Below are 25858 nucleotides of genomic sequence, written 5' to 3' on the forward strand. Positions count from 1 at the left end.
CCTCTTATTCTTCCTTAGACGTAGCGACAAGATTTAAGACGCGATCAAAGTAGGACTTGTTTTGTTTCAAATCTTTTTTCAATCTTTGAGCCTCTGTCAATTCATCCGTAATCAAGCCATCAAAGGGTTGTTGCAAATACTTCGTCAACTTCTGCTTGTCATTGATGGTCCAGACATAGAGCTCTTTTTTCATCTCATGGGCCTGGGTCACCAATTCCTCCTGATAAGAAAAGTCTTCAATCGCAAAGAAGTCTACCGAATCATTCTCAAAGCGACCAAATTGAATGGGAATAACATAGCCAGTCTTGATCTCAGGAGCTTTTTTCTCGACCTTTTCCATGACCGACAGATCCAAAGACATGGCCGGATAGTCTTTCTCGATCCCCAAGTCCCGCATCTTCTGGACGAAAAGATCCACGTAGTTTTTCGGTTCTGCACCGTGAGGCTTAAGCTCAACCAAGAGCTTCATCTTCAATTCTTTGGCCCGTTTAACATATTCTTCAAAAGAAGGGATATGACTCGTGTGACCATCCTGCTGAATCTTAAGGCCTTGCACCTCAGCTAGGGTCATGTCTTTCACGTCCTTGTCAACCCCAGCCAGGCGCTTGAGGTTGTAGTCATGCATGACAACAAATTGATGGTCCTTGATGAGAAGAATATCCATCTCTGCATAAGCCGCCTTTCCCTTGGCTGCTGCTTCTAAGGCTTCCAGGGAATTTTCTACCCCCTTAGAGACATCGCCACGATGGGCGATGAGCTTGATCTGATCATTGACTTTTAGGGTTGCTAGTTCAAAGGCTGATATCCCCGATTGCAGCATGAGAAAGACCACTGTCAGAGCAAAGAGCCCCTTCATCTTTCGACTGCCTTTGGAGCGCATGACGGAACGGCTCGGTACTTCCCATGCAGAATCCAAGATGATGCCGAGCGACCCCACCTTTGTCAAGACTGTAAAAATAAACAGGAAGGTCCGAATCAAGACCAAAAAGATGGTCTCCACCCAGAAATACTGCCCCTCTTTATCGATCACCGTCAAGGTAAAGACCAGACCCAAGACCAGCAAAATCCCTAGAAAGGTTAAGAGAAACTCAAAGGACAGAATTCTCCATAAGAGACGAAAGCTTCCTCTTTTGGTCATGCTCCAGCTTTTTTTCAAGGCACGACCAAATGGAAGCTCCTCCACCACGAGGTTGGGAACTGTATAGATGAGGCGAAGATTGAGATAGATAAAGGTCAGCTGCACCACTAAGAGTCCGATGGAGCCAATCGTGGTCTTTTCAAACTCCCCTGTGATAAAGGTTGGAATGTAAAGACCATCAGTCAGAGTCGATCCAATCAAGACACCTGCGACAGGCAAGGTCAAAAGAAGATAGAGCAGAAAGTAAAGCAGGTTTCTCCCCGACAAATCCTTCAAACGACCAAATGATTGCCGCAAGACCTTTTTAAAGGACAAGTGTCGGTCGGTTCGCGATAGGTAAATGACCGAAATCAGGGTCCGCATCTCCAACATAAACAAGAAAGCAAAGACCATGATAAAGACCAAAAGAGCCAGCAAACTCAAGGGATGGCTCATAACAGAGACCAAGTTGTTCTTATCGATATTGGCCTGACCAGCAAGCAAGACTGCCAGTTGAAAGACCCAACTCAACGCCGCAGCCCCAATACCAACCACAAATTGCAAAAGGATCCCCACAGAGATAAAGGACCATTTATTGCGCCAGATCAAGTAAAAGGCCCCCTTCAGGTCCTGCCAGTAACTCCGTTTCATCTCCATCCCTTTCCTTTTCTTTCATTCCCCTAGAATAGCGGAAAAGCCCTCCCTTGTCAATGACTTGCACAAGAAAAAGGCTGGGAAACCCAACCTTTTCTGATCATTCTGCTAAGAGCACTTCTTTGATGGTTTGTTTTTGGAGTTTTCTGTTGGATAGATAAAAGAGGCTTTCGTAAACCACAGCAAAACCGAGCAAGGTCCAGAAGCACACATTCCCATCAAAGTGATGCTCAATCTTTTCAGGTACCGTGTCTTTGATCACACCAATCAAGATTTCCATGATGCCATATTGATAAGCTGTCCCAAGGGCAAATCCTAGATAAGCCCAGAAACGATAAGGAGCGAGAATATGACTTTGGCATTCACGATCGGTGTAGCCAAAAGCCTTCATAAGGGCCAAGGTTTCGCGACTTTCTGAGACCACAATTCCCAATGACAAAAAGAGGATCGAGAAAGAAAGGATCAAACCAATCATAATCATCATCGTTTGGATGATGTCATCTGTGTAGTCCCTTAGCCCAAAAGACAATTGAACCATGGCCGCGAAACACATGGAGCCAAAAACCACAAAAAACAGGATCGATTTTCTCCCCCAAATCAGTGATGAGGACAGTTCTTTTAGGAAAGATTTGTCTTTCTTGGAAACCCTCTTTCTCCTTTGGGCCTTGATTGGTGTTGGAGATTTTTTCAATAAGCGAAGGGCCGGCGTTTGTAGTTGTCTTCTAGCATAAGCAATCGCAAGGACCATAAAGAAAGTCGTTGGTAGCATCACTAAAGCAACTAAGAGTTGCCAATGAAAATGAATGGTAATGTCTGGCAAAATCCCCTTCTCATTGCGAAAGTCATAAAAATGCCCCATCATTAGAAAAGAAGCGAAATAGCCAAGAAGTGCTCCAACTCCAAAACTGAGTCCAAAAGCCCAAAATCGTTTCGCCAACTGGCCATTGCTATAGCCCAAAGCCTTTAAAATCCCTAATTGTTCCTTGTGGTCATCGACAAATTGTTTGATATAAAAACACATGAGAAGGATCGACGTCAAGGACAAGACGACCCCACTGACCATGGCCACCATCCAGGAAAGCGAAACCTGGGCATCATAGTAGGTCGTAATCATGGGATTGGTTTTAGAAATCTCCAACTGCTCGATATCCAGATAAAAATTCAAGAAGAGATTGGCCACAAAGACCGCACAAGCTCCGATGATACTGACGACAACTAATTTTCGAATATCTTTTACTGAAAACATGGCTTACCATCCAATCTCATAGGCATTCTGAGGCTGATCGTTGGTCACAACTTGGGTAATCTTGCCACTATTGACGCGAATGATGGTTCTGGCCATATCCGCAATATTTTGGTTGTGCGTCACCATGATTAAGGTAAAGCCTAGCTTTTCCTTCAACTTCCAGATATAGTCGAGAATTTTGCGCCCTGTTTCTTCATCCAGGGCCCCCGTCGGCTCATCTAAGAAAAGAATCTCTGGCTTTTTGGCCAAGGCACGGGCAATGGAGACTCTCTGCTGTTCCCCACCAGACAATTCACTTGGATACTTGTCCAGCTTATCACCAAGCCCCAAATCCTCGATAATCTGCAAAAAATCATGATTGCTTGCCAGGTCAGCTCCCATCTTTACATTCTGTCTAACCGTCAGATTCGGTAATAAATAATACTGCTGAAAAATAAAGGCTATCTTCTCACGTCTAAAGGCTGTCAATTGAGCATCAGTGAGTTGAGACAAATCCTGTCCTTGAATGAGAATATGCCCCTCATCTACCTTTTCTAATCCGGATAATACGTTTAAGAGGGTTGACTTTCCTGATCCAGAAGGACCTAGGATAACCACATCATCCTGGTCTTGAATCTGCAAATCAATCCCTTTTAAAACCTTGGTTTGACCGTAACTTTTGTGAACATTTTCTAGTTGAATCATTTCTTTCCTACCATTTCTTTGATGAGAGATTGACAAACTTCTGTCAATAAACCAATCACTTCTTCCATGCTGAACTGATAAATACCAGAAGCAACCATAGAGGCCATTCCGTGTGAGTAGATAAATAAATGCTGGTACAGGCGACTAGCCTCCTCTAACGTCAAAGGATAGTCTGCGACAATCGAATCCAGAACTAATTGGTAACTATGATCCTTCATGGGAAGAAAATCTTGAAAGCGACGAATCGGATCTTTGCTAGGATTTTGGAAAAGCAATTGAAAGAGTTGGGGCTCTTTTGAGGCGAAGAGGATATAAGCAACCCCGACAGATCGAAAAGGTTTCTCATCTTCTAAGGCCTTGCGAATATACCCCACCACTACCATTTCCGCAGCAACAATAACCTCTGCTTGTAACTCAGCCATATTAGCAAATTGCCCAAAAATGACCCTTGGCGTGGCTCCCAGTTTCTCTGCTAATGCTCGAGCCGTCAAACTAGCCAGGCCCTCTTCTCTCACCAATTGTAAAGCTGTCCCAATGATAGCCTCTTTACTAAATTTAACCTTGGGTGGCATAAGACTCCTTTCACGCAACAAACGTTGCGCAACACTTGTTGCATAAAGAATACCATAACAAAGTAAGACTTGTCAAGAAAAATTCGTAAAGTATAAAACAAAAGACCAGCCCACTGATACAAGTGAAGTCTGGTCTACTAACAAGATTCTAAGGCAAATCATTTCCCGCCGCCAAGTAGATTTGGTACCATTCCTTGCGCGTTAGAGTGACTGTTGCTGCTTTCCCCGCTTCAAGGATATGCTGGGGTTTGGTCGTTCCGATGACAGCCTGCATCTTACCCGGATAGCGGAGGACCCAAGCAAGGGCAATGGCTGTCGGAGTGACTTGGTATTTTTTCGCCAAGTCATTGAGGACGTGATTGAGGGCCGCAAACTCTTCCTTGCCCACAAAATTCCCCTTGAAATAGCCATGCTGGAGGACAGACCAGGCTTGAATCACCGTATCAGTTAAACGACAATACTCAAAGACACTGCCATCTCGCACGGCTGCTTTTGGCCCTTCCATGTTGACATGAAAACCGGCTTCAAAGCTAGGCGTAAAGGCGGCACTCAACTGCAACTGGTTGACCTTGAGTGGTTGTTTGACAGCTGTTTTGAGCAATTCCATCATCATAGGATTTTGATTGGACACCCCAAAATGACGGACCTTTCCCGCTTGCTCCAAGTGATCAAAAGCTTCCGCCACTTCTTCCGGCTCCATGAGGGCATCCGGTCGGTGAAGGAGGAGACTATCTAAGCGCTCGATCTGCAGACGCTCGAGGATACCGTCGACAGAGTCCGAAATATAGTCCTTAGAAAAATCAAAATAGGTAAAGCCATCTTTGCGAATCCCACACTTGGACTGGATCCACATCTGGTTCCGTAGATCCGGACGACGCTTGAGAACCTTCCCCAGCAGGACCTCACACTGGCCATCGCCATAGATATCCGCTAGGTCAAAGGTGTTAATTCCAATCGACAAGGCTGCTTCCACCAAGGCCTCCACCTCATCTTCACTCATCTGACTGATCCGCATCATCCCAAGGACAATCGTGGACAGACGCTCATTTTCAGCAAACTCAATATAGTTCATGTCCGCCTCCTTTTCATTCTACTTTCATTATAATGTAAAGAAGATCAAACAGCAATGATTTCACAAAGGAAAACACCTCCAGTATCTACTGAAGGTGTCTCTTTTAGCGATAGCTCAAGGCTTTTTTAACTGTTTTGACCAAGCCTAGGTCATCCGTTTGTAAGATTAGGCTAGAATAGATTTTTCCAATGATCATGGTGCCGAGGAGCGTGAAGGCCAAGGCAATTCCGAATGAACCCCATGATTCAAGTCCACTTGCATAGCCATTGATGGTACGGAATGGCATGAAGAAGGTTGAAATGAATGGGACGTAAGATCCAATCTTCAATAGTGGGACATCTCCTGCGCTACCCAAGGTAGTCACTCCAAAGAATCCAACCATCACCAACATCATCAAAGGAGAGAGGGCCTTCCCTGTATCTTCAGGACGAGCAACTGTTGACCCTAGGAAAGCTGAGAGTACAACGTACATGAAGATTCCGAGAATGATAAAGAAGAAGGTATTCAAGGAAATAGATTGTCCAATATGTTGAGTAATAGGAGAGTCTGGAGATAAAATATCTTTCACAAGAGGAATGGAATCTCTAAAGATCCAAACGCCTCCCAAACCTACTGCATAGATACCAATATGGGTAAAAATCACTCCGAAAAGACCAATCATACGAGCATAGAAATAGTGAGTAGCGCGAATGCTTGAGAAGACCACTTCCATGATCTTGGTTCCTTTTTCACTAGCTACCTCTTGAGCAGTGATACTTGAATAAAAGATCAGAATCATGTAGATAAGAAAACCAATTCCTCCAGCTACCATGGTCTGCACCATTTTCAATCCTTCTTTTTTCTCATCAATTTTTTCAGTAAATGAGACCTGTTGAGAAAGGGCTGCTAACTGCTCTTGGCTTAAATCCGCCTTAGAAACATTGAGCATTTGTTGGACCTGACTCAATTTTGCCATGACGATTGATTTGAAATCTGGCTTCATGGCATCCTCACTCTGGTAGCGAGCCTCTAGCTGGCCATCCTTTTCTTCAACTGTGAGGATACCTTTAATCTCTTCCTCTTTCATGGCCTTTTTAGCTGCTGCTTCATCCTTATAGTCAAAGGTCAAGCCATCGGTGTCTTTCAAGCCTTCCTTGACAGGAGCTTGATCTGTAATCAAGGCGATGTTGCTTTTAGCAGAGGTAGAAGAGCCAACGAAGTAGTTTATTCCGATGGTCAATCCAATGAAGAGAAAGGGAGAAAGGACCATCAGGAAAAAGCTCCATGATTTCACTTGGCGTAAATAAGTTTCTTTGATAACAATCAGCATCTGTTTCATACTTCTACTCCTGATTCTAATTTAAAGATTTCATCAATGGTTGGGGCTTGTTGGTCAAAGGTTGCTAGATAGCGACCCTTGGTCAACTGGTCGAAGAGGTCTGGACCTGCTGTCTCATCATCCAATACCAACTTCCATAGACCTTGCTTGGTCATAGTCACTTTAGTCACATGAGGCAAGGCTTCCAACTCCTCTTGACTGAAGTCATTGGATACGAAGAGACGAGTCTTGCCAAAGCTATTCCGAACTTCTTGTACGGGACCTGAGAGAATCACAGATCCATCACGGATCATAACTAACTCATCACAGAGTTCTTCCACATTGGTCATGACATGGTCCGAGAAGATAATAGTCGCACCGCGTTCTTTTTCTTCAAAGATGACCTGCTTGAGCACTTCTGTATTGACAGGATCCAGTCCACTAAAAGGCTCATCCAAGATGATCAATTTTGGCTCATGGATCATGGTAATAATCAATTGAACCTTTTGTTGATTCCCTTTTGAGAGGCTCTTGATCTTATCGGTTAATTTCCCTTTTACTTGGAGTTTTTCCATCCAGATTGGAAGTTTCTCCTTGACCTCTGCGGTGCTCATTCCTTTCAAAGCAGCCAAATAACGGACTTGCTCATAGATGGTCAACTTAGGCATGAGGCTCCGCTCTTCTGGCAGGTAACCAATTTCCTTATAGGTTTCTTGACTGATTGCTTTGCCATCCAATTGGATATCGCCACTGTAGTCAAGGAAGCGGAGGATACTATGGAAGATGGTGGTCTTCCCTGCTCCGTTCTTCCCGATCAAACCTAAGATGGATCCTTTTTTCGCAGTCAAGTCAATGCCGAACAAGACCTGCTTCTTGCCAAAGCTTTTTTCTAAATTTCTAATTTCTAACATGGATGACTCCTTTACTCTTTATAATAACGTTTGGTAATTTTGTATTGTGAAATAAGGATATAAATATAGAGAATGGATACGACGAACAAAGCTAAGAGGATATCCGTTTTGAAGGCAACTCCAATGAGGAGGAGAGCAAGGAGAAAGCTCGGCAAGATATAATTGCTTAACTTAACCACCACTTCGAAATTTTCCTCGTAGTTTATCTGTTTTTCTGCCTCATCCATCATACTCATCATAAATTCACGCATTTCCTTGGCATCGGCATTGCGGGGAATCGGTTTCCCATAAACCAAGTTAAAGGTCTTACGATAGAAGATACCCACTAGGAAAAATAGGACAATCAAGGCAAGAAAAAGATAGAGCATGGTAAAAGGTCCAAAGATAAAAGCCGCAGGTTTATCCAAATTCACCAATTGAATATAAAAGATGATAATAAAAAAGTATGGTAAGATCATGATTCCTTTAAAGATGGTCGCTAACCCATACAGTTTTTCCTTCTGGATATCATAGTGATAGGCTTCATCCTCGTCTTCTATTTGGAGAATCTTGTAATGAAGTTTACTTACCCGCATCAATAGGACCATCGTGATCATAAACACGACCAAGAATAAAACTACTGAGCCCAAAAGGAGCACCTCTTTACTAAAGAAGGATTGGATTTCAAGGGGCTTTTCGGATCCAAACATGCCTGTCAAAAAACCAATGACTCCTCCAATCAAGCCGGAACCTATGATGATTCCGACATTTCTCCAAAAACGGTAACGATCAGATCGTTCTTGTTGTTGCTTTTTCATTTTTATTCCTCTCCCTCTACTAGACTAAAGACATTCTCCACCGGTTCCTTGAAAATTTGGGCGATGGTGATCGCAATGATAACCGAGGGGGTGTATTCCCCCCGCTCCAAGAGACTGATGGACTGGCGCGAGACTCCTGCTAGCTTGGCTAGCTCGGATTGGTTGAGCCCATCACGCGCCCTCAGCTCTTTCAGTCGATTTTTTAAAATCATGGCTTTCGCCCCCTTATAGTTGAATACCTTGAATATCTTCGATGCGGACTAATTTGGTTTCCTTTTCTTTTTTATTATTCTCACGGCTCAATTTGACCCAATCTTCGTCGATATCCAAAATTTCATACTCGAATCCAACACCACTCACTAAAACAGTGGCCGTTTGGCCTTTCAATTCTTCTAAAAGTCTAGACATGTCTTGATTTCCTTTCACTTGTTTTTCTAATCGTCTGATGCGTTTGTTCAACCTTTTTATCTTCTTTTCTGAGCTTGCATAAAATATAAGCAGAAAAGGGATAAAAATAATCCACACGGCTCCCATAAGAAAACCTCCTCTTCTTTCAACTGAAATCATTGTAACACTTCTTTTTCTTTTTGACAAGTATATTTTACAAAAAAATAAAAATATTTGTCAAAAATAGAAGGATGGTTGACATGTATATTTTGAGTACTTAAAGGAATTTCTTTATTTTTATAGGGTTTTAAAGCCTATAACTTGCAAATCCTGGAAGAAAAAAACAGCTGAGAAATTCTCAACTGTTTCATCTTTTAACGATTTAGCGCACTTCTGCGTCGACTTTTTCTTCGAGTGATGCTTGAATTTTTTCCATATAGCGAGCAACTTCTTCGTCTGTCAAGCTATCTTCTGGATTTTGGAAGGTCAAGCTATAGGCCATGGACTTCATTCCAACTCCTAGTTTTTCACCGGAGAAGACGTCAAAGAGTTTAATGTCTGTCAAACGTTTCACGCCCGCAGCTTGAATGGCATCAATAACCTCTTGGTGAGTCACTTCTGCCTTGAGGAGAAGAGCGATATCACGGCTCACCGCTGGGAACTTAGTAATTTCCACAAAGGCTGCTGCTGGTTGAAGGGCTTCTTCAATAGCTGAAAGGTTGATCTCAGCTACATAAGTTTCTGGAATATCGTAAGCCTTAGCCGTCACAGGGTGCACTTGACCGAGGAAACCGACTACTTGATCACCAAGTGAGATCAAGGCTGTGCGTCCTGGGTGAAGACTCTTGATCTCTTGCGTTGCTGTATAGGTCACTTCAAGACCCAAGCGAGCAAATAGAGCTTCCAAAATTCCCTTAGCATAGAAGAAGTCAACTGGAACAGCTGGAGTCTGGAAGTCTTTTTCAGCGACTAAACCAGTCAATGCAAAGGCAAAGCTGTTGATTTCATTTGGCAAGTCTTCTTTTGGATTACCCGTTTGCTCGAAGACTTTTCCAATCTCGTAAAGAGCCAAGTCTTTGTTCTTACGCGCTACGTTGTAGGCAACTGTATCAAGGATACCAGAAACCATATTTTGACGGAGGACTGAACGATCCACGGTCATTGGCCACATGAGCTCCGTTAAGTTACTTGGTGCAGTCGTGAACTCCACTGCTTTTTCAGGAGTCGTAAGAGCGTAGGTGATGATTTCTGTCAATCCAGCACCTTCTGCAATGGTACGAACTTGACGACGCAATTTTTGTGTCGCTGTTAATTCACCGGCTGTCCCATCATCTTTTGGAAGACTGGTTGGCAAGCGATCGTAACCATAAATCCGAGCGATTTCTTCAAAGAGGTCCGCTTCGATGGTGATATCCCAACGGCGACGTGGAACGCTAACTGTGAAGGCTTCTGCATTTCCAGAAAGGCCAAATCCTAGACGACGGAAGACATCCTCTACATCCGCGTAGGAAAGCTCAGTACCAAGGACACGGTTAACGTCTGCAAGAGTAGAAGAAACTTCTACATCAGAAGTATCCAATTCACCTGCTGAAACAATCCCCTTACGCACGTTTGCACCAGCCAATTCAGCAATCATGCTCGCTGCTGCATCAAGGGCTTCATTAACGGTTGCCACATTGATGCCTTTTTCAAAGCGAGAAGATGATTCAGAACGAAGGTTGAGGCGACCACTAGTCTTGCGGATTGATTTACCATTGAAGACAGCCGCTTCAAGGACGACTCGACTAGAGTTTTCAGAGATTTCTGTAGCCTCTCCACCCATGACACCTGCAAGGGCTACTGGTTTGTCAGCAACAGTAATAACTAAATCAGTTGTTTCCAACTCACGCTCTTCCCCATCCAAGGTCACTAATTTCTCACCAGCACGCGCTTCACGCACACGGGTATCAGTTCCTTCAAAGGTATCCAAGTCAAAGGCATGCATAGGCTGACCAAAGTAAAGCAGGATATAGTTGGTCACGTCAACCACATTATTAATCGGACGGATGCCTTCGTTCATGAGGAGGTTTTGCAACCATTGTGGACTTGGTGCAATGGTCACATTATCCAAGACACGAGCTGCATAGTAAGGAGCCTTGTCTGTATCGATGCTGACAGAAAGAGCATCTGCTGCAGCTTGGTCTGTTTCGGTCAAGGTAAAGTCTTTGAAGTTGACTGCCTTGTCATAGATGGCTGCTACTTCATGTGCTACCCCACGCATCGAAAGGGCATCTGCACGGTTTGGAGTGATCGAAAGCTCGATGATTTCATCATCCAAGTCTAGGTAGGAGAAGATTTCTTCTCCTGGAACAGCTTCTTCCGGCAAGATTTGGATGCCATCTGCAAATTCTTTGGGTACAACGGAGTCAGAAATGCCCAACTCACCAAGTGAACAGATCATCCCGAGGGATTCCAAACCACGGATTTTCCCTTTTTTAATCTTGTAGTTATCTGCGATGCGTGCACCTGGAAGAGCCACCATGACCTTGATGCCTGCACGCACATTTGGTGCTCCACAGACGATTTGACGGGCTTCTTCTTCACCCACATTGACTTGGCAGACATGAAGGTGTGTCTCTGGCACATCTTCACAAGACAAGACTTCTCCGACGACAATTTTTGAGAGACCAGCAGCAGGTGATTCCACACCTTCTACTTCGATCCCTGTGGTTGACATTTTTTCAGCCAACTCTTGTGATGGTACATCAATGTCCACCAATTCTTTTAACCATTTATAACTAACTAACATATGTAAGATACCAAGGGCTATGTAGAAATCTAGATGACTTTCCTAGATTTCCTTTGGCCCTAGTTTAGATCCTTTCATTTTGTGTTTTCCAGCTCGAGGCTGGCTTAGGTAGGTCTAGTAACCTCCCCTTCTCTAGAATAGAAGTTTCTTGTTCCTTCTAGATCAATTTCTTTCTCAACAACCAGTCTGTATCCACGGTATCTCCGGTTATATACTGGTGTTCACTAAATCGTTCAAAACCAAAGCGGTAGTAAAAATCTTGCGCCTTAAAATTACGCTCCCAGACACCTAGCCATGCCCATTCAAAGCCACGGCTCTTGGCTTTATCCAGCGCAAAGGTAAACATTTCCTTACCGAAACCAGCCCCATGAAATTCCTTTTTGACATAGATCCGTTGAATCTCAAAGGACTTGTCCATCTCTACTGGCTCGGTCTGCGCTTGACCCCAGTTGATCTTAAGAAAACCACTGATTTCTTGACCTTCATTGAGGACAAAATAGGTTTCGGATTCTGGATCTAGCAGATCCTTCTCGATTTGCTCCAAAGAGAGCACGGTAGAGAAGTACTCTTCCAAATCTTCCTCAACAATATAGGGACCGAAGGTATCCCGATAGGTTTCTACCTCTAGGTCACGTAAGGTCTGTAAGTGATCGATTTTTACTCTAACTAACATGATTATTTAAACTGTTCTGAGAAGCGAACATCTCCTTGATAGAAGCCACGGATATCATTGATTCCATAACGAAGCATGGCTACACGCTCCTGCCCAAGTCCAAAGGCAAATCCTGAATAGACGGTTGCATCAATGCCACTCATTTCAAGGACGCGTGGGTGAACCATACCAGCTCCCATGATTTCAATCCAACCTGTCTTCTTACATACATTACATCCCGCTCCACCACATTTGAAGCAAGATACATCGACCTCAACAGATGGCTCTGTAAATGGGAAGTAAGAAGGACGCAGACGGATTTGGCGTTCTGCACCAAACATCTTTTGCACGATCAACTGAAGCGTTCCTTGAAGATCTGCCATAGAAATATTCTTCCCAACGACCAAACCTTCGATCTGATGGAACTGGTGGCTGTGGGTCGCATCATCTGTATCCCGACGGAAAACACGCCCTGGAGAAATCATCTTCAAAGGTCCCTTGCTAAAGTCATGCGCATCCATCGCCCGCGCTTGAACTGGAGACGTGTGGGTCCGAAGCAAGATTTCTTCTGTGATGTAGAAGGTATCCTGCATATCACGAGCTGGGTGATCCTTTGGCAAGTTCATGCGTTCAAAGTTGTAGTAGTCTTTTTCAACTTCAAAGCCATCTACGACTTGGTAGCCCATCCCGATAAAGATATCTTCGATTTCTTCACTGGTTTGGGTCAAGACATGGCGGTGACCAGTCGCAACTGGACGTCCCGGAAGCGTCACATCGATACTTTCACTAGCCAGTTGAGCTTCCACTTTCTTTTCTTCCAAGAGTTTAGCGGTTTCTTCAAAGGCAGCCGTCAAGACATCACGGGCTTCATTGACGTGCTTTCCGATAACCGGACGCATTTCAGCAGAGACATCTTTCATCCCTTTAAGGATTTCAGTAAGGGAACCTTTTTTCCCAAGGACAGAGACGCGTAACTCTTGCATCTCTTTTTTATTTTCAGCAGAGATCTGCTTCAAAGCTGCCAGCGTTTCTTCCCGAAGCGCTTTTAATTGTTCTTCAATCGTTGACATATTTCCTCCATCATGGTCTTCACTCAGACATAGAAAAAACCACGCGCCACACCCATATTCGGAGCGTTGACACGCGGTACCATCCGTCTTTTATCTGAAACTCAGACCTTAATTTCTAAATCCTTGCGCAAGTGAATTCACTCAGCTTTCATGCAAAGAGCTTTCAGTCACGGCTCTTCTCCCTGTTGCACTTCCCTTGAGGTACTAGTCTTGCAGATTTCTATTCAATTACGTTCTAGTTTATCAGATTTTTAGTTAAAAAACAAGTTAGATGAGACTAATTTCAATAGACAAAGAAACAAGACGCAGTGCATTATCTATTTGCCTGGTCTGCTTCATCTGCTTTCCTTTTCAATAGAAGAGATGCTGCTTGGTTAAAACCATCACACCAGTTATACCATTTTGCTGCATACTCATCTTGAGGTAAGATATGATGTTTTAAATCCAGAATAGAGGTTATCTTTCTTTCCTCGCAAGCTTGCGCATAGAGATGATAAATTTCATCACCACCATCTTTATCAAACTCAGCAGAAATCGTATCCCGACCTGCCAATAAAGCCTGATAAGCCCTGTGATGGCCGTCTGTAATCAAGAAGCGATTTCCAAATGCAAGAATACTAATTGGATCCATATTGATGATTTCTGCCGACTGATCAAGCATCTGGATAGCTTGCAACTTCTTTTCTGATAAGTATAGTTGGGTCGGATGAAGATCCGTTAGCTTGACTTTCATTTCTTTCCCCTCAAAGGTCCCGATTAAAAGACCTATCAAAGCCAAATTCTCCTGCCACTCTTGTGATTCGTTTTCTTTTTATTTAATGACTTGTCCAGCATCTTTCAAGACAGATTCTGGAATAGTAATGCCCAATTCATCTGCGACTTTTTTATTGATGACAGATTTTCCTTGGCTAAAGATTTCAACAGGTGTGTCTGCAGGTTTTTGACCTTTCAAGATCTTGGCAGCCATTTTACCAGCTGCTACCCCAAGATCGTGTTGGTCGACAACGACTGAAGCAAGACCACCCGCTTCTACCATGGCTGTCGCACTTGGGAAGATTGGTTTTTTAGCATCTTTATTGGCTTCAACAACAGTTGAGAAGGCTGATGCGATGGTATTGTCGATTGGAACCCAGATGGCATCGACTTTACCAGTCATGACAGAAACTGTTGAAGCAACTTCGTTTGTTGAAGGTACAGAGTAAGGAATCACCTTGAAACCTTCTTTTTCAGCCAATTTTGTAAATTCTTCTACTTGAGATTTAGAATTGTCTTCACTAGTTGAGTAAAGGGCACCGATTGTTTTCACGTTCGGAGTCAATTCTTTGATCAATTTCAATTGTTGCTCAGTTGGATTGTGGTCAGATACCCCTGTGATATTGCCACCTGGTTTTTTCAAATCTTTGACCAAGTTTGCACCGACTGGATCGGTGATGGCTCCCATGACAATTGGTTTGTCTTTAGTTGCACTGGCCAAACCTTGAGCAGATGGGGTTGCGATTCCAATCAAGACTTGGTTATCCTTGTCTACCAATTGTTTACTCATGGTTGCAACCTTGTTTTGGTCGCCTTCTGCATTGAGGAAATCAATGTCCACTTTGTCCTTGTCATAACCTTCTTCAGCCAAACCATCTTGAATTCCCTTGTAGATCAAATCAAGTGAAGGGTGGCTGACCAACTGCAAGACCCCAACTTTAGCCTTCTCATTGCTGCTTGCTGCCTTGTTGTCCTTGCCTGCTGTAGCTGAATAGATCGCTGTCCCAATGACTGCCGCTGCAATCAAACCAATAATTCCCATTAACCGTTTATTTTTCATTTTACTACCTCTTCTATTTTTATATTCTTTTTTTCTTTCAACCTAAAAACTGAGACGCCATCGTTTCTTCATATCTTTTTCTCCCTTCTCATCTGAAACAAAAAACACGCCCACACATAGCAAAAGCTATGTGAGGACGTGTCATCGCGGTGCCACCTCACTTATGGGAAAAGGATAGTCTCTCCCCATATCTCTGTCTTGTCTAGCAACAAGTTGCACGATAAGGTGTGCCAACCGAATTTTTATTGTTTCAAATTCATCTCATCATTAGTCCAATTTCATAAACTGCCGCTACCCACTCTCAGCAACCGTGGGCTCTCTTCAAACTTTCATTTACTACTTTTCTAATTTCTTACATTTTAAAGTTTTCTTTCAAAAATGTCAATACTTTTTCAGTATTTTTTTGGAAACGTTCGCATTTTCTATTCTACATCCTCTTGCTTCTTTCTGGGATTTCCGATCTATTTTTGATATAATTTACTAGAATAACAGCTAGAATGATGAGGAATCCCATGTCTTTTGATGGATTTTTTTTACACCATATGGTGCAAGAATTGAAGGCCCAACTCTTGAGTGGTCGCATTCAAAAAATTAACCAACCCTTCGAGCAAGAATTGGTGCTCCAAATCCGAGGCAATCGGAAAAACCAAAAACTCTTGCTCTCTGCCCATTCTGTCTTCGGGCGAATCCAACTGACCCAGACCAACTTTGAAAACCCAGCCTTTCCTAATACCTTTATTATGGTCATGCGCAAGTATCTTCAAGGCGCTGTCATTGAAGGAATTGAGCAATTGGACAACGACCGGATCCTCGAAATCCGTGTTTCCAATAAAAACGAAATCGGTGATGCTATTTCCGTCAGCCTCATGATCGAAATCATGGGCAAGCACAGCAATATTATCCTCCTGGATCGCACCAGCAATAAAATCATCGAAGCCATCAAACACGTCGGCTTCTCACAAAATAGCTATCGGACCATTCTCCCTGGATCAACCTATATTGCACCTCCAAAGACAGATGCGGTTAATCCTTTTACTATTGGAGATGAAGCCCTTTTTGCCCTTCTTCACAAGGAAGAACTAAGCCCTAAGAACCTTCAAAAATGTTTCCAAGGGCTTGGCCGAGATACGGCTCAAGAATTAGCTAAGAGACTTGAAACAGATGAAAAATTAAAAACCTTCCGTACTTTTTTCAAGACACCTTCTGAGCCTCGCCTAACGACCAAATCCTTCTCGGCTATTCCCTTTGAAGATGCCACTAGTCAGACCTTTGAGACACTTTCAGATCTACTGGATGATTATTACCGAGACAAGGCTGAGCGCGATCGGGTGCAACAACAGGCCAGCGAATTGATCCGGAGGGTCGAAAACGATCTTGAAAAGAACCGAAAAAAATTAGCTAAACAAGAAGCCGAGTTAGCAGCGACCGACAATGCGGAAGAGTTTCGCCAAAAAGGGGAATTACTGATCACCTTCCTCCATCAGGTACCCAACGACCAAGATCAGGTTGTCCTAGACAATTACTATACCAACGAACCGATCACCATCCAACTCAACAAGGCTCTTACCCCCAACCAAAATGCTCAACGCTACTTCAAGCGTTACCAGAAATTAAAAGAAGCCGTCAAACATTTAACCATCCTGATTCAAGAAACCAAGGAAACCATCTCCTACCTGGAAACAGTCGAAACAGCCCTTGCCCAAGCAAGCCTTTCTGAAGTCGCCGAGATCCGAGAAGAGCTGATCCAAACCGGCTTCATCAAACGACGTAACCGAGAAAAGATCCACAAACGGAAAAAACCAGAGAAGTATTTAGCTTCTGACGGGAAAACCATTATTTTAGTCGGGCGCAACAATCTCCAAAACGATGAACTGACCTTTAAGATCGCTAAAAAAGACGAGCTCTGGTTCCATGCCAAGGATATCCCAGGTAGCCACGTGGTCATTACCGGAAATCTCGATCCAACAGATGAAGTGAAGACCGACGCTGCAGAATTGGCCGCCTACTACTCCAAGGCCCGGCTGTCAAACCTAGTCCAAGTAGATATGATCGAAGCTAAGAAACTCAATAAACCAACCGGTGGAAAACCTGGCTTTGTCACCTACACTGGTCAAAAGACCCTTCGGGTTACTCCAGAAGAAGAAAAAATCAAAGCCATGAAACTAGCTGATTGATTTCAAAAATAAAAGGTTGAGCATCGCTCAACCTTTTTATTCTGCTTTATGAATGTCTTGTCTCACTTCATCAACATTGAATTTAGCAAAGAGATACTGACGGTCTTGAACTGGGAAGCGTTGGTCCAGTTGATCGATAGCCCCTACTTCTACAATGCCTTCTGTAATGACAAAATCCATGACATGGCCACCAAAGGTGAAATCATCTGAAATAAAATGCAAATGATAGCCTGCCACGCTGACACCGTGGAAAATTTCTGGGGTCCAAAAACCGACGATGGTTCCTGTCACGTTTTCCCGTGTATACTCTGGCTGATGGGTTGCTACTTCCGCAAATTTCATCTCTGGTGTAGATTTTGGAATCATACGGACATGCATCTTGGCAAAGTCACCACGAATCTTGATGGAGCGAAAAAGATTCTCCCCATCGTAATAAGACTCAATACGTGCTTCTAATTCCTCATCCGTCATTTCAAAGCGTTGCCGAAAGATCACTTCTGCCTGGTGAGGAACTACGGCTGCATATGGAACCTTGGCATCAGGAGAAACTTCGACAATTTCAGGATGGTCGCCAGAGCCCTTGGCCTGATAGGCCTTACCATCTAATACGATCAACTCTCCATCAATAGAATCCAGGGTCCCAATTCCCAGATCTCCATGTTCTAAAAGCTCACCAATCGTAAATGAGCCCCCATAAAGACCTGCCATCAGGGCACCCAAAGTATTGTATTGAAAAAGTTTCACCGGTTCCATGTTTCTCTCCTCATTCTATCTTCTACCAGTATACCATAAACTGTTCCGAAACTTTACTACTTGGTTTTCATTCAAGGCTTTCATAGATGGATTGCATTTGCACATCATCTGGAACAATCGCCAAATAGTGCTTGGCCACTTCACGCGCCCTCGTCACATCTCCAGCTTCACGCAACACATACACATAGGCTTCCAGAAATTCTGGATTATCCTTTAAGTCCTCGTAGAGCTCTTGGTAGGCTGAAACGGCCTCTTCTGTTTTCTCTAAGGCAGCCAAAGCACGGGCAATGTTCCATTTGGTCACAAGGTTTTCGACTTCTTCTGTTTGCCAAGCTAGGACTTCGTCAAACCGTTCCTGTTCTAAATAGAGCGTCGTGAGGCGAAGAACAATCTCTTCCAGGTCATCCGCCACTTCTTTGGCTTCTAACAGGTAAGCTTCCGCTTGCTTAGGCTGGTGAAGTTCATATGAAAGCTGAGAAGCCAGGAGCTTCAATTGGGCATCAAATGGATTCTTCTGAATCCCTTGTTTAGCAATCTCAAGCGCTTTTTCACGGTCATTCTCTGCCTGTAAGGCCAAGGCATAGCCATACTCATAGCCCTCAAAATCAGGCGACAAGGTATCAATTTGTTTGTAGTAGATGACGGCCTTTTGATATTCTTCTTGGTCAGACAATAAGGTCGCTAATTCGTAAGCAATCTGGTCATCAAACTCAATCTCCAGAGCTTTCTCTAAGAAGGGAACAGCAGCTTCAAATTTACCAAGATTGGCATAGGCAAAACCGATCCGTTGATAGGTAGAAATTCCTGTCGCTTCCAAAATTTCTCGATTGTCCAACTGGGCATACTCTTGAATAGCCTCTTGGTAGCGTTCCAATTCCAGATCAATTTCAGCTAGCCCTAATTGAATGATGGGATCATCCGACAGACTGGCTGCTTGGACTAATTTTTCACGCGCCACATCAGCTAAGCCTTCCAACTGATACAGATCCGCCTTAACCAACAAACTCGCCACATACCAGTTTGACTCAGGGCCAATTTCTTCTAAATAAGCAAAGGCCTCTTCCATTTGACCATCTTCAGCAAGAATGGTTGCCAAACTCAGATATACTTCCGGATAGGTTGGGGCAATTTGTTGATAGATTTCTTTTGCCTGAGGGTAAAAACCGATGCTCTCAAGGTATTGGCCCAAATCCAATAAGTCTGCAGCCTCATCCTCAAGCAAGGCCTTTTGATATTGAATTTCTGCCTCTTCCAACTCTTGCATTTCGAGAGCCTCTACCATTCGTTGACTATGATTCACTGTGTTTTTCCTCTACTAATTCATGATTTTCTTCATACAAGCCACTAACTACCTTGTACCATTCAAAGATGGCTCCAATGACAACCTTAGCGGATGCATAGACTGGAATCCCAAGAAAGACTCCCCAAATTCCAAACATAGATCCTGAAGTCAAGAGAACAAATAAAATGGTAATCGGATGAATATTCAACTGACTGCCCAAAACCAAAGGCGATACAAAGCGACCTTCAATGGTTTGCTCCACGGCAAACACAATCAAAACCTTGATAAACATCTCCGGTCCTGCCACCAACCCCAAGACCATAGCAGGCAACATAGCCAAGAAACTACCCAAGTAAGGGATCAAATTCAAAATCCCCGCAGAGATCCCAAGTGTCACTGCATAGCGCAAGCCAATGATTTTAAAGAAGAGGATAAACATAATGGCAACAACTATGGCTACCGTAATTTGTCCTCGAACATAGTTGGAGAGCTGGGTATTGACATCTGAGAGAACTTGTTCAGCTGATTTCCGAATCTTAGTTGGCAAAAAACGAACAATATGACCCTTTAAATTTTTTCCATCCCGAAGAAGATAAAAGACAATAAAAGGCATGATGATCAAGGCAACAATGACTTGAGATGCCACTCCGATCAAATTGCTGACCCAGTTGACTGCCCGACCAGAGATAGTACTACCCCAAGAAGTGATGTTTGCAGACAGTTCCTTGGTGATCTCGTCCAACTGGGGTTTTATATCAGAGGAGACGCGGTTGTCTAGAAAATCATCGATGGTCGCATTGGCCTTCTCCAAATAAGTTGGTAAATTATGAAAGAAACTAATGACTTGTCGTTGAACAGCTGGAATTACGACAGCTAGCCCCCATACCAAGAGGACTGCAATCAAGAAAAAGACTAAGGAAATCGCAAAAATCCGCTTGATTCCTTTTCTTTCAAGAAAGTCGACAATAGGGTTGAGCAAGTAATAAAGCAAGCCAGAAATAATGACTGGCAGCATGACGGCTCCTGCAAACTCAAAAATCGGTATAAAAATAAAGGTAATTTTACTCAAGACTAAAAGATTCAGACCCAAGAGCAAGGTAACTAAAAACACGGTGATGGCCTTATTGTCTAAAAACCATCTAAAAAACCAGGACATACTAAACTGTTTTTCTTTATTATCCACAGGGAACTCCTTTTCATTTCAATCTGTTTCTATTTTAGCATTTTTTGAGCGTGAAGTTACGAAAAAACTGGTAAAATAAGAAAGACCTCTCCCTTCTTCAACTAGCAATTGCCTTCCAATAGGACCTTTGATATAATAAACCTAACAAATCATACGAGGTGACCTATGTCTCAATCTATTTATTTCGGAACCTATACCAAAAAAGAATCCAAAGGAATTTACAAGGCCGCATTTGACCCTGAAGCAGGATCATTGAGCGATCTTAAACTCCTTGCAGCTGAGCCCAATCCAACCTATATCGCTTTTTCTGAAAAAGGAAATCTTTATAGTGTTGGAGCTGAAGATGGCAAAGGAGGGATTGCTAGTTTTACAGCCGATTTTCAACCGCTCAATCACGTTGTTGAAGATGGAGCACCACTCTGCTATGTCTCTGTCGATGACAAACGTCAACTAGTCTATGGGGCAAACTATCACAAGGGACAGGTTCTCGTATACAAACTAGAAGTTGATGGTAGCTTAACCTTTGTCGATCAAGACACTCACCAAGGAAGCGGTCCTCACGCCAACCAAGCCAGTCCGCATACCCACTATGCCGATCTGACTCCAGATCACTACCTGATCACGTGTGATCTAGGAACCGATAGTTTACATGTCTACGATCTTAGCGAGGAAGGAAAACTAAGTCTGATCAATCAGTATCAAACAGCACCCGGCGCAGGACCTCGCCACCTTGTTTTTCATCCCCATTATAAGACTGCCTATTTGATCAATGAATTAAACGCTACCATTGACGTGCTCTTCTACGATGGAATGGGAGAGTTCGAACATTTCCAAACCGTCTCTACTCTTCCTTCCGACTACGAGGGACAAAAATGGGCTTCTGCTATCAAGCTCTCAGCCGATGGAAAATTCCTCTACGCTTCTAACCGGACTCATAACTCGATCGCTGTCTTTCAAGTTTTGGCAGATGGCAGCATCGAACTGATTGAAATTGTTCCAACACATGGACTCAATCCACGCGATTTCACTATTAGTCCAGATCAAAACTACCTCATCGCAGCCCATCAAGATTCACCTAACGCAAGCGTCTTCAAGCGAAATCTAGCTAGTGGAAAATTGACCCTTTTATCCCATGACTTCTATGTTCCAGAAGCTGTTTGTACCGTTTTTCGTTAAGTCGTTTTAGTTGTCAAACCTCTAAAAAAATGATTAAATAGTGATAAAATAAATAGTTTATAGGAGAAACCTCATGAACCCAATGGATCTGTTTAACCAAGTCAAAGAAATGATCGAAAAGAAAGATTTCGATGCTGCAAAGAAATTTGTGGATGACAATAAAGATAACCTTGGTGACTACCTTGAACAAGCCAAAGGGCTTGTTTCCGGAAACGAAATGGTTAGCGGTGCCTTGGACAAAATCAAAGGCCTATTCTAATAGATTTACTCCTCAACTACATAGTTGAGGAGTTTTTCTTTGGCTCAATAACAAAAAAATCCTTGAGAAAACTCAAGGATCTTTTTAATCTAGTAAACTAGCTTATTTTTTCAAGTTGTAGAATGATTTCAATCCACGGTATTCAGCTACTTCACCAAGTTGATCTTCTATACGAAGCAATTGGTTGTATTTAGCGATACGGTCTGTACGTGAAAGTGAACCAGTCTTGATTTGTCCTGCGTTTGTTGCAACTGCGATGTCAGCGATTGTTGAATCTTCAGTTTCACCTGAACGGTGTGATACAACGGCAGTGTAACCAGCTTCTTTAGCCATTTCAATAGCTTCGAAAGTTTCAGTAAGTGTACCGATTTGGTTAACTTTGATAAGGATTGAGTTAGCAGCACCTTCTTGGATACCACGTGCAAGGTACTCAGTGTTTGTTACGAAGAAGTCGTCACCAACCAATTGGACTTTCTTACCAAGACGTTCAGTAAGAGCTTTCCATCCTTCCCAGTCGTTTTCATCCATACCATCTTCGATAGTGATGATTGGGTATTTGTTAACCAATTCTTCAAGGTAGTCGATTTGTTCTGCAGATGTACGAACAGCAGCGCCTTCACCTTCGAATTTAGTGTAGTCGTAGACTTTACGTTCTTTATCGTAGAATTCTGATGATGCACAGTCAAATCCGATGAATACGTCTTTACCTGGTACATATCCAGCAGCTTCGATCGCAGCAAGGATAGTTTCAACACCATCTTCAGTTCCTTCGAAACGAGGAGCGAATCCACCTTCATCACCTACGGCAGTTTCCAAACCACGTGATTTAAGGATTTTCTTAAGAGCGTGGAAGATTTCAGCACCGTAACGAAGAGCTTCTTTAAATGTAGGTGCACCAACTGGCAAGATCATGAATTCTTGGAAAGCGATTGGAGCATCTGAGTGAGAACCACCGTTGATGATGTTCATCATTGGAGTTGGAAGAACTTTAGTGTTGAATCCACCAAGGTAGCTGTAAAGTGGGATTTCAAGGTAGTCAGCAGCAGCACGAGCTACAGCGATAGACACACCAAGGATTGCGTTTGCACCCAATTTACCTTTATTAGGAGTTCCGTCAAGAGCGATCATTGCACGGTCAATAGCTTGTTGATCACGTACATCGTAACCGATGATTGCTTCAGCAATAATGTTGTTCACATTGTCAACCGCTTTTTGAGTTCCAAGACCACCGTAACGAGATTTGTCACCGTCGCGAAGTTCTACCGCTTCGTGTTCACCAGTAGAAGCTCCTGATGGAACCATACCACGTCCATGAGCACCTGATTCAGTATAAACTTCTACTTCAAGTGTTGGGTTACCGCGTGAGTCTAGGACTTCGCGAGCGTAAACATCAGTAATAATTGACATTTCTTACTCTCCTTATTGAGTTATATTTTTTACTCCTCTATCATATCGTAATTAGGCTATTTTTTCAAGAAAAAACAAGGAAAACATCGAAAATTGAGAAGTTTTTAACAAGAAAACGGTTCCAGTTACAGTTTCACCTTCGTTTTCATAGCTGATTTAATTTTTTCGCATTCCTCTACTCTTCCGCTTGGCTTTATGCTATACTTAGCTTATGACAGATATTAATAAAACCATTTTAGAAAAAGCTGCAGGCCCTAGTCGTTTCAATCCTGATGAGCAGCGTCGATTTTTGGAAACCTATGAGGAGCGCGTGATTGCTTCATGTACCTTGGTGGAGGCAAGGGAAAGTAAGTATCTGGAGCATTACTCGACCATCCTTACGGAGATTTCCGAGCGCTTTGATCCTGTCTTGGTCAAGATTTCTCCCGCCCTAGATGAAAGCAGCCAACTCCAGTATTTGAAAAAGACCAAGGACCTCGGTCTGGTTGCCAGTATCGTTTCAGATGACTGTCGCCATTCACCATTTGGTTTCATCATTCATACCGACCACCCATCTGGAATAGATCCAACCGATCTCCGTCTCCAGTATCCAGATCTCTTTGAGAAGAAGCAGGAAACTTCTGCTCCAGAAAAGAAATCATTTTGGAAACGCCTCTTCGGCTAAAGAAAACCAATTGAAAAGGGAAGCCCCTCTTTCAATTGGTTTTTAGTTTGTTTTCATTTTTAAAAGATTGCCAATATTCCGAGCACAGGAAATGAGATTGCTCTCTGCCTGTGCAAGTGCTTCTGTCACCTCACAAGGCCCTGTTAGGATAGAGAAAGCAGCGTCAATGTGATGACTTGGAAAAGCTGGTAAATCTGAGGCTAGAGCCCCGCAAATTGCAAGGACTGGGATCTGGTCTGGGGTTCTTTGAGCAACCCCAACAGGTGCTTTTCCGGAGAGTGACTGAAGGTCCATCCTGCCTTCCCCAACGACGACCAGATCTGCTTTTTGCACTATGCGATCAAAATCAATTAAATCCAGACTCTTCTCAATTCCTGAAGAAATCTGCCCTCCTGCAAAGGCGACCAAACCAGCTGCCATGCCCCCGCCAGCACCAGCTCCCTCTATAGTTAATATTCGTGAATCTACTAGCTGATAAAACTTTTGCATGGCCTGATCCACCGCTGGAAATAGGAGAGGATTTAACCCTTTTTGCCCTCCAAAAATATAGGTTGCTCCTTGACTACCACAGAGAAGATTGGTCACATCTGTTAAGACTTGGAGATCAATCTCTTGTAGCGCCTTGGGAACCGCACTGGTATCTATTCTAGCCACACGACCGAGTGAAGCACCTATAGGACGAAGCAAATGACCTTGCTCATCATAGAAAGCTACACCTAAGCCAGCAGCCATTCCGATGCCACCATCATTGGTTGCAGAACCGCCAATTCCCACACAGATCGTTTTGATCCCTTGATCAACTAACTGCAAAATGAGTTCACCAATTCCTCTTGTTTCCAGTTCAATAGGATTTCGTTTTTCAGCTGGAATAGAGGCTAAACCGACAATCGAGGCCATTTCAAAAAAAGCCATCTGGTCCCTTTGATAGTAGGGCATTGAAACAGGCTGTCCAAATGGACCCGTCACTTGAGTGTGGTACTCAGTTAAATTCAGAACTCCAGCGAGAGTATCCATGGTCCCTTCGCCACCATCCCCGATAGGAAGAAGGTCAAAGGTAGCATTTGGTAGGGCTTCTTGAAACCCCTTTTTTAAGGACTCTGCTACTTGTTTAGCAGATAAGGATTCTTTAAAGGAATCCGGTGCTAGTAGAATATGCATCTTGTATCCTTTCCATGCTTGTCTAGAATCTCAAGAACAAGTCTTAAATCCCTTGTCTCAATCCGATAAGAAGCTAGTCTTGACACGATTGGCTTGGCCATAAAGGCAATCCCCATTCCGGCAGTCTTTATCATAGGAAGATCATTGGCACCGTCCCCTATGGCAATGGTTTGACTTGTTTGAACATGATAGTCTCTAGCCCAGGTCAAAAGGGTTTCTTTTTTCTTCTCGGGCGTGACAACTTCACCGAGCACTTTTCCTGTCAAACGGCCATCAGCAACTTCCAATCGATTGGCTTGGACGAGATCAATTCCTAGAGACTGAGCGATGGGATCAATGACTTCATGAAAACCACCTGAAACCAAACCGATCTTGTATCCTCTTAGACGAAGTTCAGTGATCAAGTCACCTGCCCCTCTTGTTATATCTATCTGCTCCAAAATTTTTGGAAAGACGGAGGTCTCCAAGCCCTTCAAAAGCTCCACTCTTGCGTGTAAAGAGGTAGCAAAATCCAAGTCTCCATTCATTGCCCCTGCTGTGATCTCTGCCACTTTTTCTCCCATATCAGCTGCTTGAGCCAGTAGATTAATTCCTTCTTGTCGGATCAAGGTTCCATCTACATCCATGACAAGGAGTCCTGAAACTTTCTTCATTTTTTCCCTCTCTTTACTTCTCCCTTACTATACAAAAAGAGGTAGCAAATTTCAAGTTTCAAGAGTAAGCTAATAAAAAAAAAACGACC

The 25858-nt window shown here is 43.3% G+C and carries 25 protein-coding genes and 1 other annotated feature; of the genes, 4 read left to right on the forward strand and 21 right to left on the reverse strand.

Features of this window, described 5'->3' with window-relative positions; translation table 11 throughout:
- Positions 1-4 precede the first annotated feature (4 nt).
- The 15 genes from HMPREF9186_RS02955 to trpX form a co-directional block, all read right to left on the reverse strand.
- Complete coding sequence (locus HMPREF9186_RS02955; protein ID WP_009731339.1) at positions 5-1774, reverse strand: glycerophosphoryl diester phosphodiesterase membrane domain-containing protein; 1770 nt, start codon at positions 1772-1774, stop codon at positions 5-7.
- A gap of 97 nt (positions 1775-1871) precedes the next feature.
- Positions 1872-3017, reverse strand: coding sequence for an FtsX-like permease family protein (locus HMPREF9186_RS02960; RefSeq protein ID WP_009731340.1), 1146 nt, complete (start codon positions 3015-3017; stop codon positions 1872-1874).
- Positions 3018-3020: 3 nt separating this feature from the next.
- Positions 3021-3701 (reverse strand): ABC transporter ATP-binding protein, encoded by a 681-nt coding sequence (locus HMPREF9186_RS02965; protein WP_009731341.1) that lies wholly within the window; start codon positions 3699-3701, stop codon positions 3021-3023.
- Positions 3698-4273 carry a TetR/AcrR family transcriptional regulator gene (locus tag HMPREF9186_RS02970; RefSeq protein WP_009731342.1) on the reverse strand — a complete coding sequence of 192 codons (576 nt, stop codon included), beginning with the start codon at positions 4271-4273 and terminating at the stop codon, positions 3698-3700. The genes HMPREF9186_RS02965 and HMPREF9186_RS02970 overlap by 4 nt, the downstream gene beginning before the upstream one ends.
- Positions 4274-4421: 148 nt before the next feature.
- Positions 4422-5345: an aldo/keto reductase gene (locus HMPREF9186_RS02975; protein ID WP_009731343.1), complete on the reverse strand. Its 924-nt coding sequence runs from the start codon at positions 5343-5345 to the stop codon at positions 4422-4424.
- 103 nt (positions 5346-5448) lie between these two features.
- Entirely contained in the window at positions 5449-6663 is a 1215-nt protein-coding gene (locus HMPREF9186_RS02980) for an ABC transporter permease (protein ID WP_009731344.1), read from the reverse strand.
- On the reverse strand, positions 6660-7553 hold the full coding sequence (locus HMPREF9186_RS02985) for an ABC transporter ATP-binding protein (protein ID WP_009731345.1): 894 nt from the start codon (positions 7551-7553) through the stop codon (positions 6660-6662). The genes HMPREF9186_RS02980 and HMPREF9186_RS02985 overlap by 4 nt, the downstream gene beginning before the upstream one ends.
- An 11-nt stretch (positions 7554-7564) precedes the next feature.
- On the reverse strand, positions 7565-8350 hold the full coding sequence (locus HMPREF9186_RS02990) for a DUF3169 family protein (RefSeq protein WP_009731346.1): 786 nt from the start codon (positions 8348-8350) through the stop codon (positions 7565-7567).
- A 2-nt stretch (positions 8351-8352) separates the two neighbouring features.
- The gene (locus HMPREF9186_RS02995) at positions 8353-8562 is read right to left on the reverse strand and encodes a helix-turn-helix transcriptional regulator (RefSeq protein WP_003002675.1); all 210 of its coding nucleotides are present in this window, start codon (positions 8560-8562) and stop codon (positions 8353-8355) included.
- A 13-nt stretch (positions 8563-8575) separates the two neighbouring features.
- The gene (locus HMPREF9186_RS03000; protein ID WP_009731347.1) at positions 8576-8884 is read right to left on the reverse strand and encodes a hypothetical protein; all 309 of its coding nucleotides are present in this window, start codon (positions 8882-8884) and stop codon (positions 8576-8578) included.
- 235 nt (positions 8885-9119) lie between these two features.
- Complete coding sequence (gene pheT / locus HMPREF9186_RS03005; protein ID WP_009731348.1) at positions 9120-11525, reverse strand: phenylalanine--tRNA ligase subunit beta; 2406 nt, start codon at positions 11523-11525, stop codon at positions 9120-9122.
- A 157-nt stretch (positions 11526-11682) separates the two neighbouring features.
- A complete protein-coding gene (locus tag HMPREF9186_RS03010; RefSeq protein WP_009731349.1) occupies positions 11683-12198 on the reverse strand; it encodes a GNAT family N-acetyltransferase in 516 nt (171 codons plus the stop codon).
- A 2-nt stretch (positions 12199-12200) separates the two neighbouring features.
- Complete coding sequence (gene pheS / locus HMPREF9186_RS03015) at positions 12201-13247, reverse strand: phenylalanine--tRNA ligase subunit alpha (RefSeq protein WP_009731350.1); 1047 nt, start codon at positions 13245-13247, stop codon at positions 12201-12203.
- Between the two features lie 313 nt (positions 13248-13560).
- Positions 13561-13980, reverse strand: coding sequence for a chromosome partitioning protein ParB (locus HMPREF9186_RS03020; RefSeq protein WP_037614032.1), 420 nt, complete (start codon positions 13978-13980; stop codon positions 13561-13563).
- A 78-nt stretch (positions 13981-14058) separates the two neighbouring features.
- Positions 14059-15060 carry a tryptophan ABC transporter substrate-binding protein gene (gene trpX / locus HMPREF9186_RS03025; RefSeq protein ID WP_009731352.1) on the reverse strand — a complete coding sequence of 334 codons (1002 nt, stop codon included), beginning with the start codon at positions 15058-15060 and terminating at the stop codon, positions 14059-14061.
- 129 nt (positions 15061-15189) lie between these two features.
- Positions 15190-15422: a binding site (T-box leader), on the reverse strand.
- A gap of 150 nt (positions 15423-15572) precedes the next feature.
- Here trpX and HMPREF9186_RS03030 point away from each other — a divergent pair.
- The gene (locus HMPREF9186_RS03030) at positions 15573-17234 is read left to right on the forward strand and encodes an Rqc2 family fibronectin-binding protein (RefSeq protein ID WP_009731353.1); all 1662 of its coding nucleotides are present in this window, start codon (positions 15573-15575) and stop codon (positions 17232-17234) included.
- A gap of 36 nt (positions 17235-17270) precedes the next feature.
- Here HMPREF9186_RS03030 and budA read toward each other — a convergent pair whose 3' ends face one another.
- The 3 genes from budA to HMPREF9186_RS03045 form a co-directional block, all read right to left on the reverse strand.
- Positions 17271-17987, reverse strand: a complete 717-nt coding sequence (gene budA / locus HMPREF9186_RS03035) for an acetolactate decarboxylase (protein ID WP_009731354.1) — start codon at positions 17985-17987, stop codon at positions 17271-17273.
- A 67-nt stretch (positions 17988-18054) separates the two neighbouring features.
- A complete protein-coding gene (locus HMPREF9186_RS03040) occupies positions 18055-19287 on the reverse strand; it encodes a tetratricopeptide repeat protein (protein WP_037613908.1) in 1233 nt (410 codons plus the stop codon).
- Positions 19277-20452 carry an AI-2E family transporter gene (locus HMPREF9186_RS03045; protein WP_009731356.1) on the reverse strand — a complete coding sequence of 392 codons (1176 nt, stop codon included), beginning with the start codon at positions 20450-20452 and terminating at the stop codon, positions 19277-19279. The genes HMPREF9186_RS03040 and HMPREF9186_RS03045 overlap by 11 nt, the downstream gene beginning before the upstream one ends.
- A 165-nt stretch (positions 20453-20617) precedes the next feature.
- Between HMPREF9186_RS03045 and HMPREF9186_RS03050 the strand changes: the two genes are divergently transcribed.
- Both HMPREF9186_RS03050 and HMPREF9186_RS03055 read left to right on the forward strand, forming a co-directional pair.
- Positions 20618-21628, forward strand: a complete 1011-nt coding sequence (locus tag HMPREF9186_RS03050; RefSeq protein WP_009731357.1) for a lactonase family protein — start codon at positions 20618-20620, stop codon at positions 21626-21628.
- Positions 21629-21701: 73 nt separating this feature from the next.
- On the forward strand, positions 21702-21887 hold the full coding sequence (locus HMPREF9186_RS03055; RefSeq protein ID WP_009731358.1) for a hypothetical protein: 186 nt from the start codon (positions 21702-21704) through the stop codon (positions 21885-21887).
- 102 nt (positions 21888-21989) lie between these two features.
- Here the strand turns inward: HMPREF9186_RS03055 and eno are convergent, their stop codons facing one another.
- The gene (eno, locus tag HMPREF9186_RS03060; protein ID WP_009731359.1) at positions 21990-23294 is read right to left on the reverse strand and encodes a surface-displayed alpha-enolase; all 1305 of its coding nucleotides are present in this window, start codon (positions 23292-23294) and stop codon (positions 21990-21992) included.
- Positions 23295-23505: 211 nt separating this feature from the next.
- Between eno and HMPREF9186_RS03065 the strand changes: the two genes are divergently transcribed.
- Positions 23506-23958, forward strand: a complete 453-nt coding sequence (locus HMPREF9186_RS03065) for a DUF1694 domain-containing protein (RefSeq protein ID WP_009731360.1) — start codon at positions 23506-23508, stop codon at positions 23956-23958.
- 42 nt (positions 23959-24000) lie between these two features.
- On the opposite strand, the gene HMPREF9186_RS03070 is transcribed toward HMPREF9186_RS03065, so the two are convergent.
- On the reverse strand, positions 24001-25116 hold the full coding sequence (locus HMPREF9186_RS03070) for a glycerate kinase (RefSeq protein WP_009731361.1): 1116 nt from the start codon (positions 25114-25116) through the stop codon (positions 24001-24003).
- A complete protein-coding gene (serB, locus tag HMPREF9186_RS03075; protein WP_009731362.1) occupies positions 25101-25769 on the reverse strand; it encodes a phosphoserine phosphatase SerB in 669 nt (222 codons plus the stop codon). Before serB ends, HMPREF9186_RS03070 begins: the two co-directional genes overlap by 16 nt.
- Between the last annotated feature and the right edge of the window lie 89 nt (positions 25770-25858).

The sequence above is a fragment of the Streptococcus sp. F0442 genome, from assembly GCF_000314795.2.
GTDB lineage: Bacteria > Bacillota > Bacilli > Lactobacillales > Streptococcaceae > Streptococcus.

Excerpts from the sequence above, each read along its gene's own strand:
- serB (WP_009731362.1), bottom strand. The coding sequence starts at position 25,769 with ATGAAGAAAGTTTCAGGACTCCTTGTCATGGATGTAGATGGAACCTTG.
- HMPREF9186_RS02990 (WP_009731346.1), bottom strand. The coding sequence starts at position 8,350 with ATGAAAAAGCAACAACAAGAACGATCTGATCGTTACCGTTTTTGGAGA.
- HMPREF9186_RS03065 (WP_009731360.1), top strand. The coding sequence starts at position 23,506 with ATGACAGATATTAATAAAACCATTTTAGAAAAAGCTGCAGGCCCTAGT.
- HMPREF9186_RS02970 (WP_009731342.1), bottom strand. The coding sequence starts at position 4,273 with ATGCCACCCAAGGTTAAATTTAGTAAAGAGGCTATCATTGGGACAGCT.
- HMPREF9186_RS03070 (WP_009731361.1), bottom strand. The coding sequence starts at position 25,116 with ATGCATATTCTACTAGCACCGGATTCCTTTAAAGAATCCTTATCTGCT.
- HMPREF9186_RS03000 (WP_009731347.1), bottom strand. The coding sequence starts at position 8,884 with ATGGGAGCCGTGTGGATTATTTTTATCCCTTTTCTGCTTATATTTTAT.
- HMPREF9186_RS02980 (WP_009731344.1), bottom strand. The coding sequence starts at position 6,663 with ATGAAACAGATGCTGATTGTTATCAAAGAAACTTATTTACGCCAAGTG.
- HMPREF9186_RS03050 (WP_009731357.1), top strand. The coding sequence starts at position 20,618 with ATGTCTCAATCTATTTATTTCGGAACCTATACCAAAAAAGAATCCAAA.
- HMPREF9186_RS03020 (WP_037614032.1), bottom strand. The coding sequence starts at position 13,980 with ATGAAAGTCAAGCTAACGGATCTTCATCCGACCCAACTATACTTATCA.
- pheT (WP_009731348.1), bottom strand. The coding sequence starts at position 11,525 with ATGTTAGTTAGTTATAAATGGTTAAAAGAATTGGTGGACATTGATGTA.
- HMPREF9186_RS03030 (WP_009731353.1), top strand. The coding sequence starts at position 15,573 with ATGTCTTTTGATGGATTTTTTTTACACCATATGGTGCAAGAATTGAAG.
- HMPREF9186_RS02985 (WP_009731345.1), bottom strand. The coding sequence starts at position 7,553 with ATGTTAGAAATTAGAAATTTAGAAAAAAGCTTTGGCAAGAAGCAGGTC.
- HMPREF9186_RS02995 (WP_003002675.1), bottom strand. The coding sequence starts at position 8,562 with ATGATTTTAAAAAATCGACTGAAAGAGCTGAGGGCGCGTGATGGGCTC.
- HMPREF9186_RS03010 (WP_009731349.1), bottom strand. The coding sequence starts at position 12,198 with ATGTTAGTTAGAGTAAAAATCGATCACTTACAGACCTTACGTGACCTA.
- eno (WP_009731359.1), bottom strand. The coding sequence starts at position 23,294 with ATGTCAATTATTACTGATGTTTACGCTCGCGAAGTCCTAGACTCACGC.
- HMPREF9186_RS02960 (WP_009731340.1), bottom strand. The coding sequence starts at position 3,017 with ATGTTTTCAGTAAAAGATATTCGAAAATTAGTTGTCGTCAGTATCATC.
- budA (WP_009731354.1), bottom strand. The coding sequence starts at position 17,987 with ATGGAACCGGTGAAACTTTTTCAATACAATACTTTGGGTGCCCTGATG.
- HMPREF9186_RS02965 (WP_009731341.1), bottom strand. The coding sequence starts at position 3,701 with ATGATTCAACTAGAAAATGTTCACAAAAGTTACGGTCAAACCAAGGTT.
- HMPREF9186_RS03055 (WP_009731358.1), top strand. The coding sequence starts at position 21,702 with ATGAACCCAATGGATCTGTTTAACCAAGTCAAAGAAATGATCGAAAAG.
- HMPREF9186_RS02975 (WP_009731343.1), bottom strand. The coding sequence starts at position 5,345 with ATGAACTATATTGAGTTTGCTGAAAATGAGCGTCTGTCCACGATTGTC.
- trpX (WP_009731352.1), bottom strand. The coding sequence starts at position 15,060 with ATGAAAAATAAACGGTTAATGGGAATTATTGGTTTGATTGCAGCGGCA.
- pheS (WP_009731350.1), bottom strand. The coding sequence starts at position 13,247 with ATGTCAACGATTGAAGAACAATTAAAAGCGCTTCGGGAAGAAACGCTG.
- HMPREF9186_RS02955 (WP_009731339.1), bottom strand. The coding sequence starts at position 1,774 with ATGGAGATGAAACGGAGTTACTGGCAGGACCTGAAGGGGGCCTTTTAC.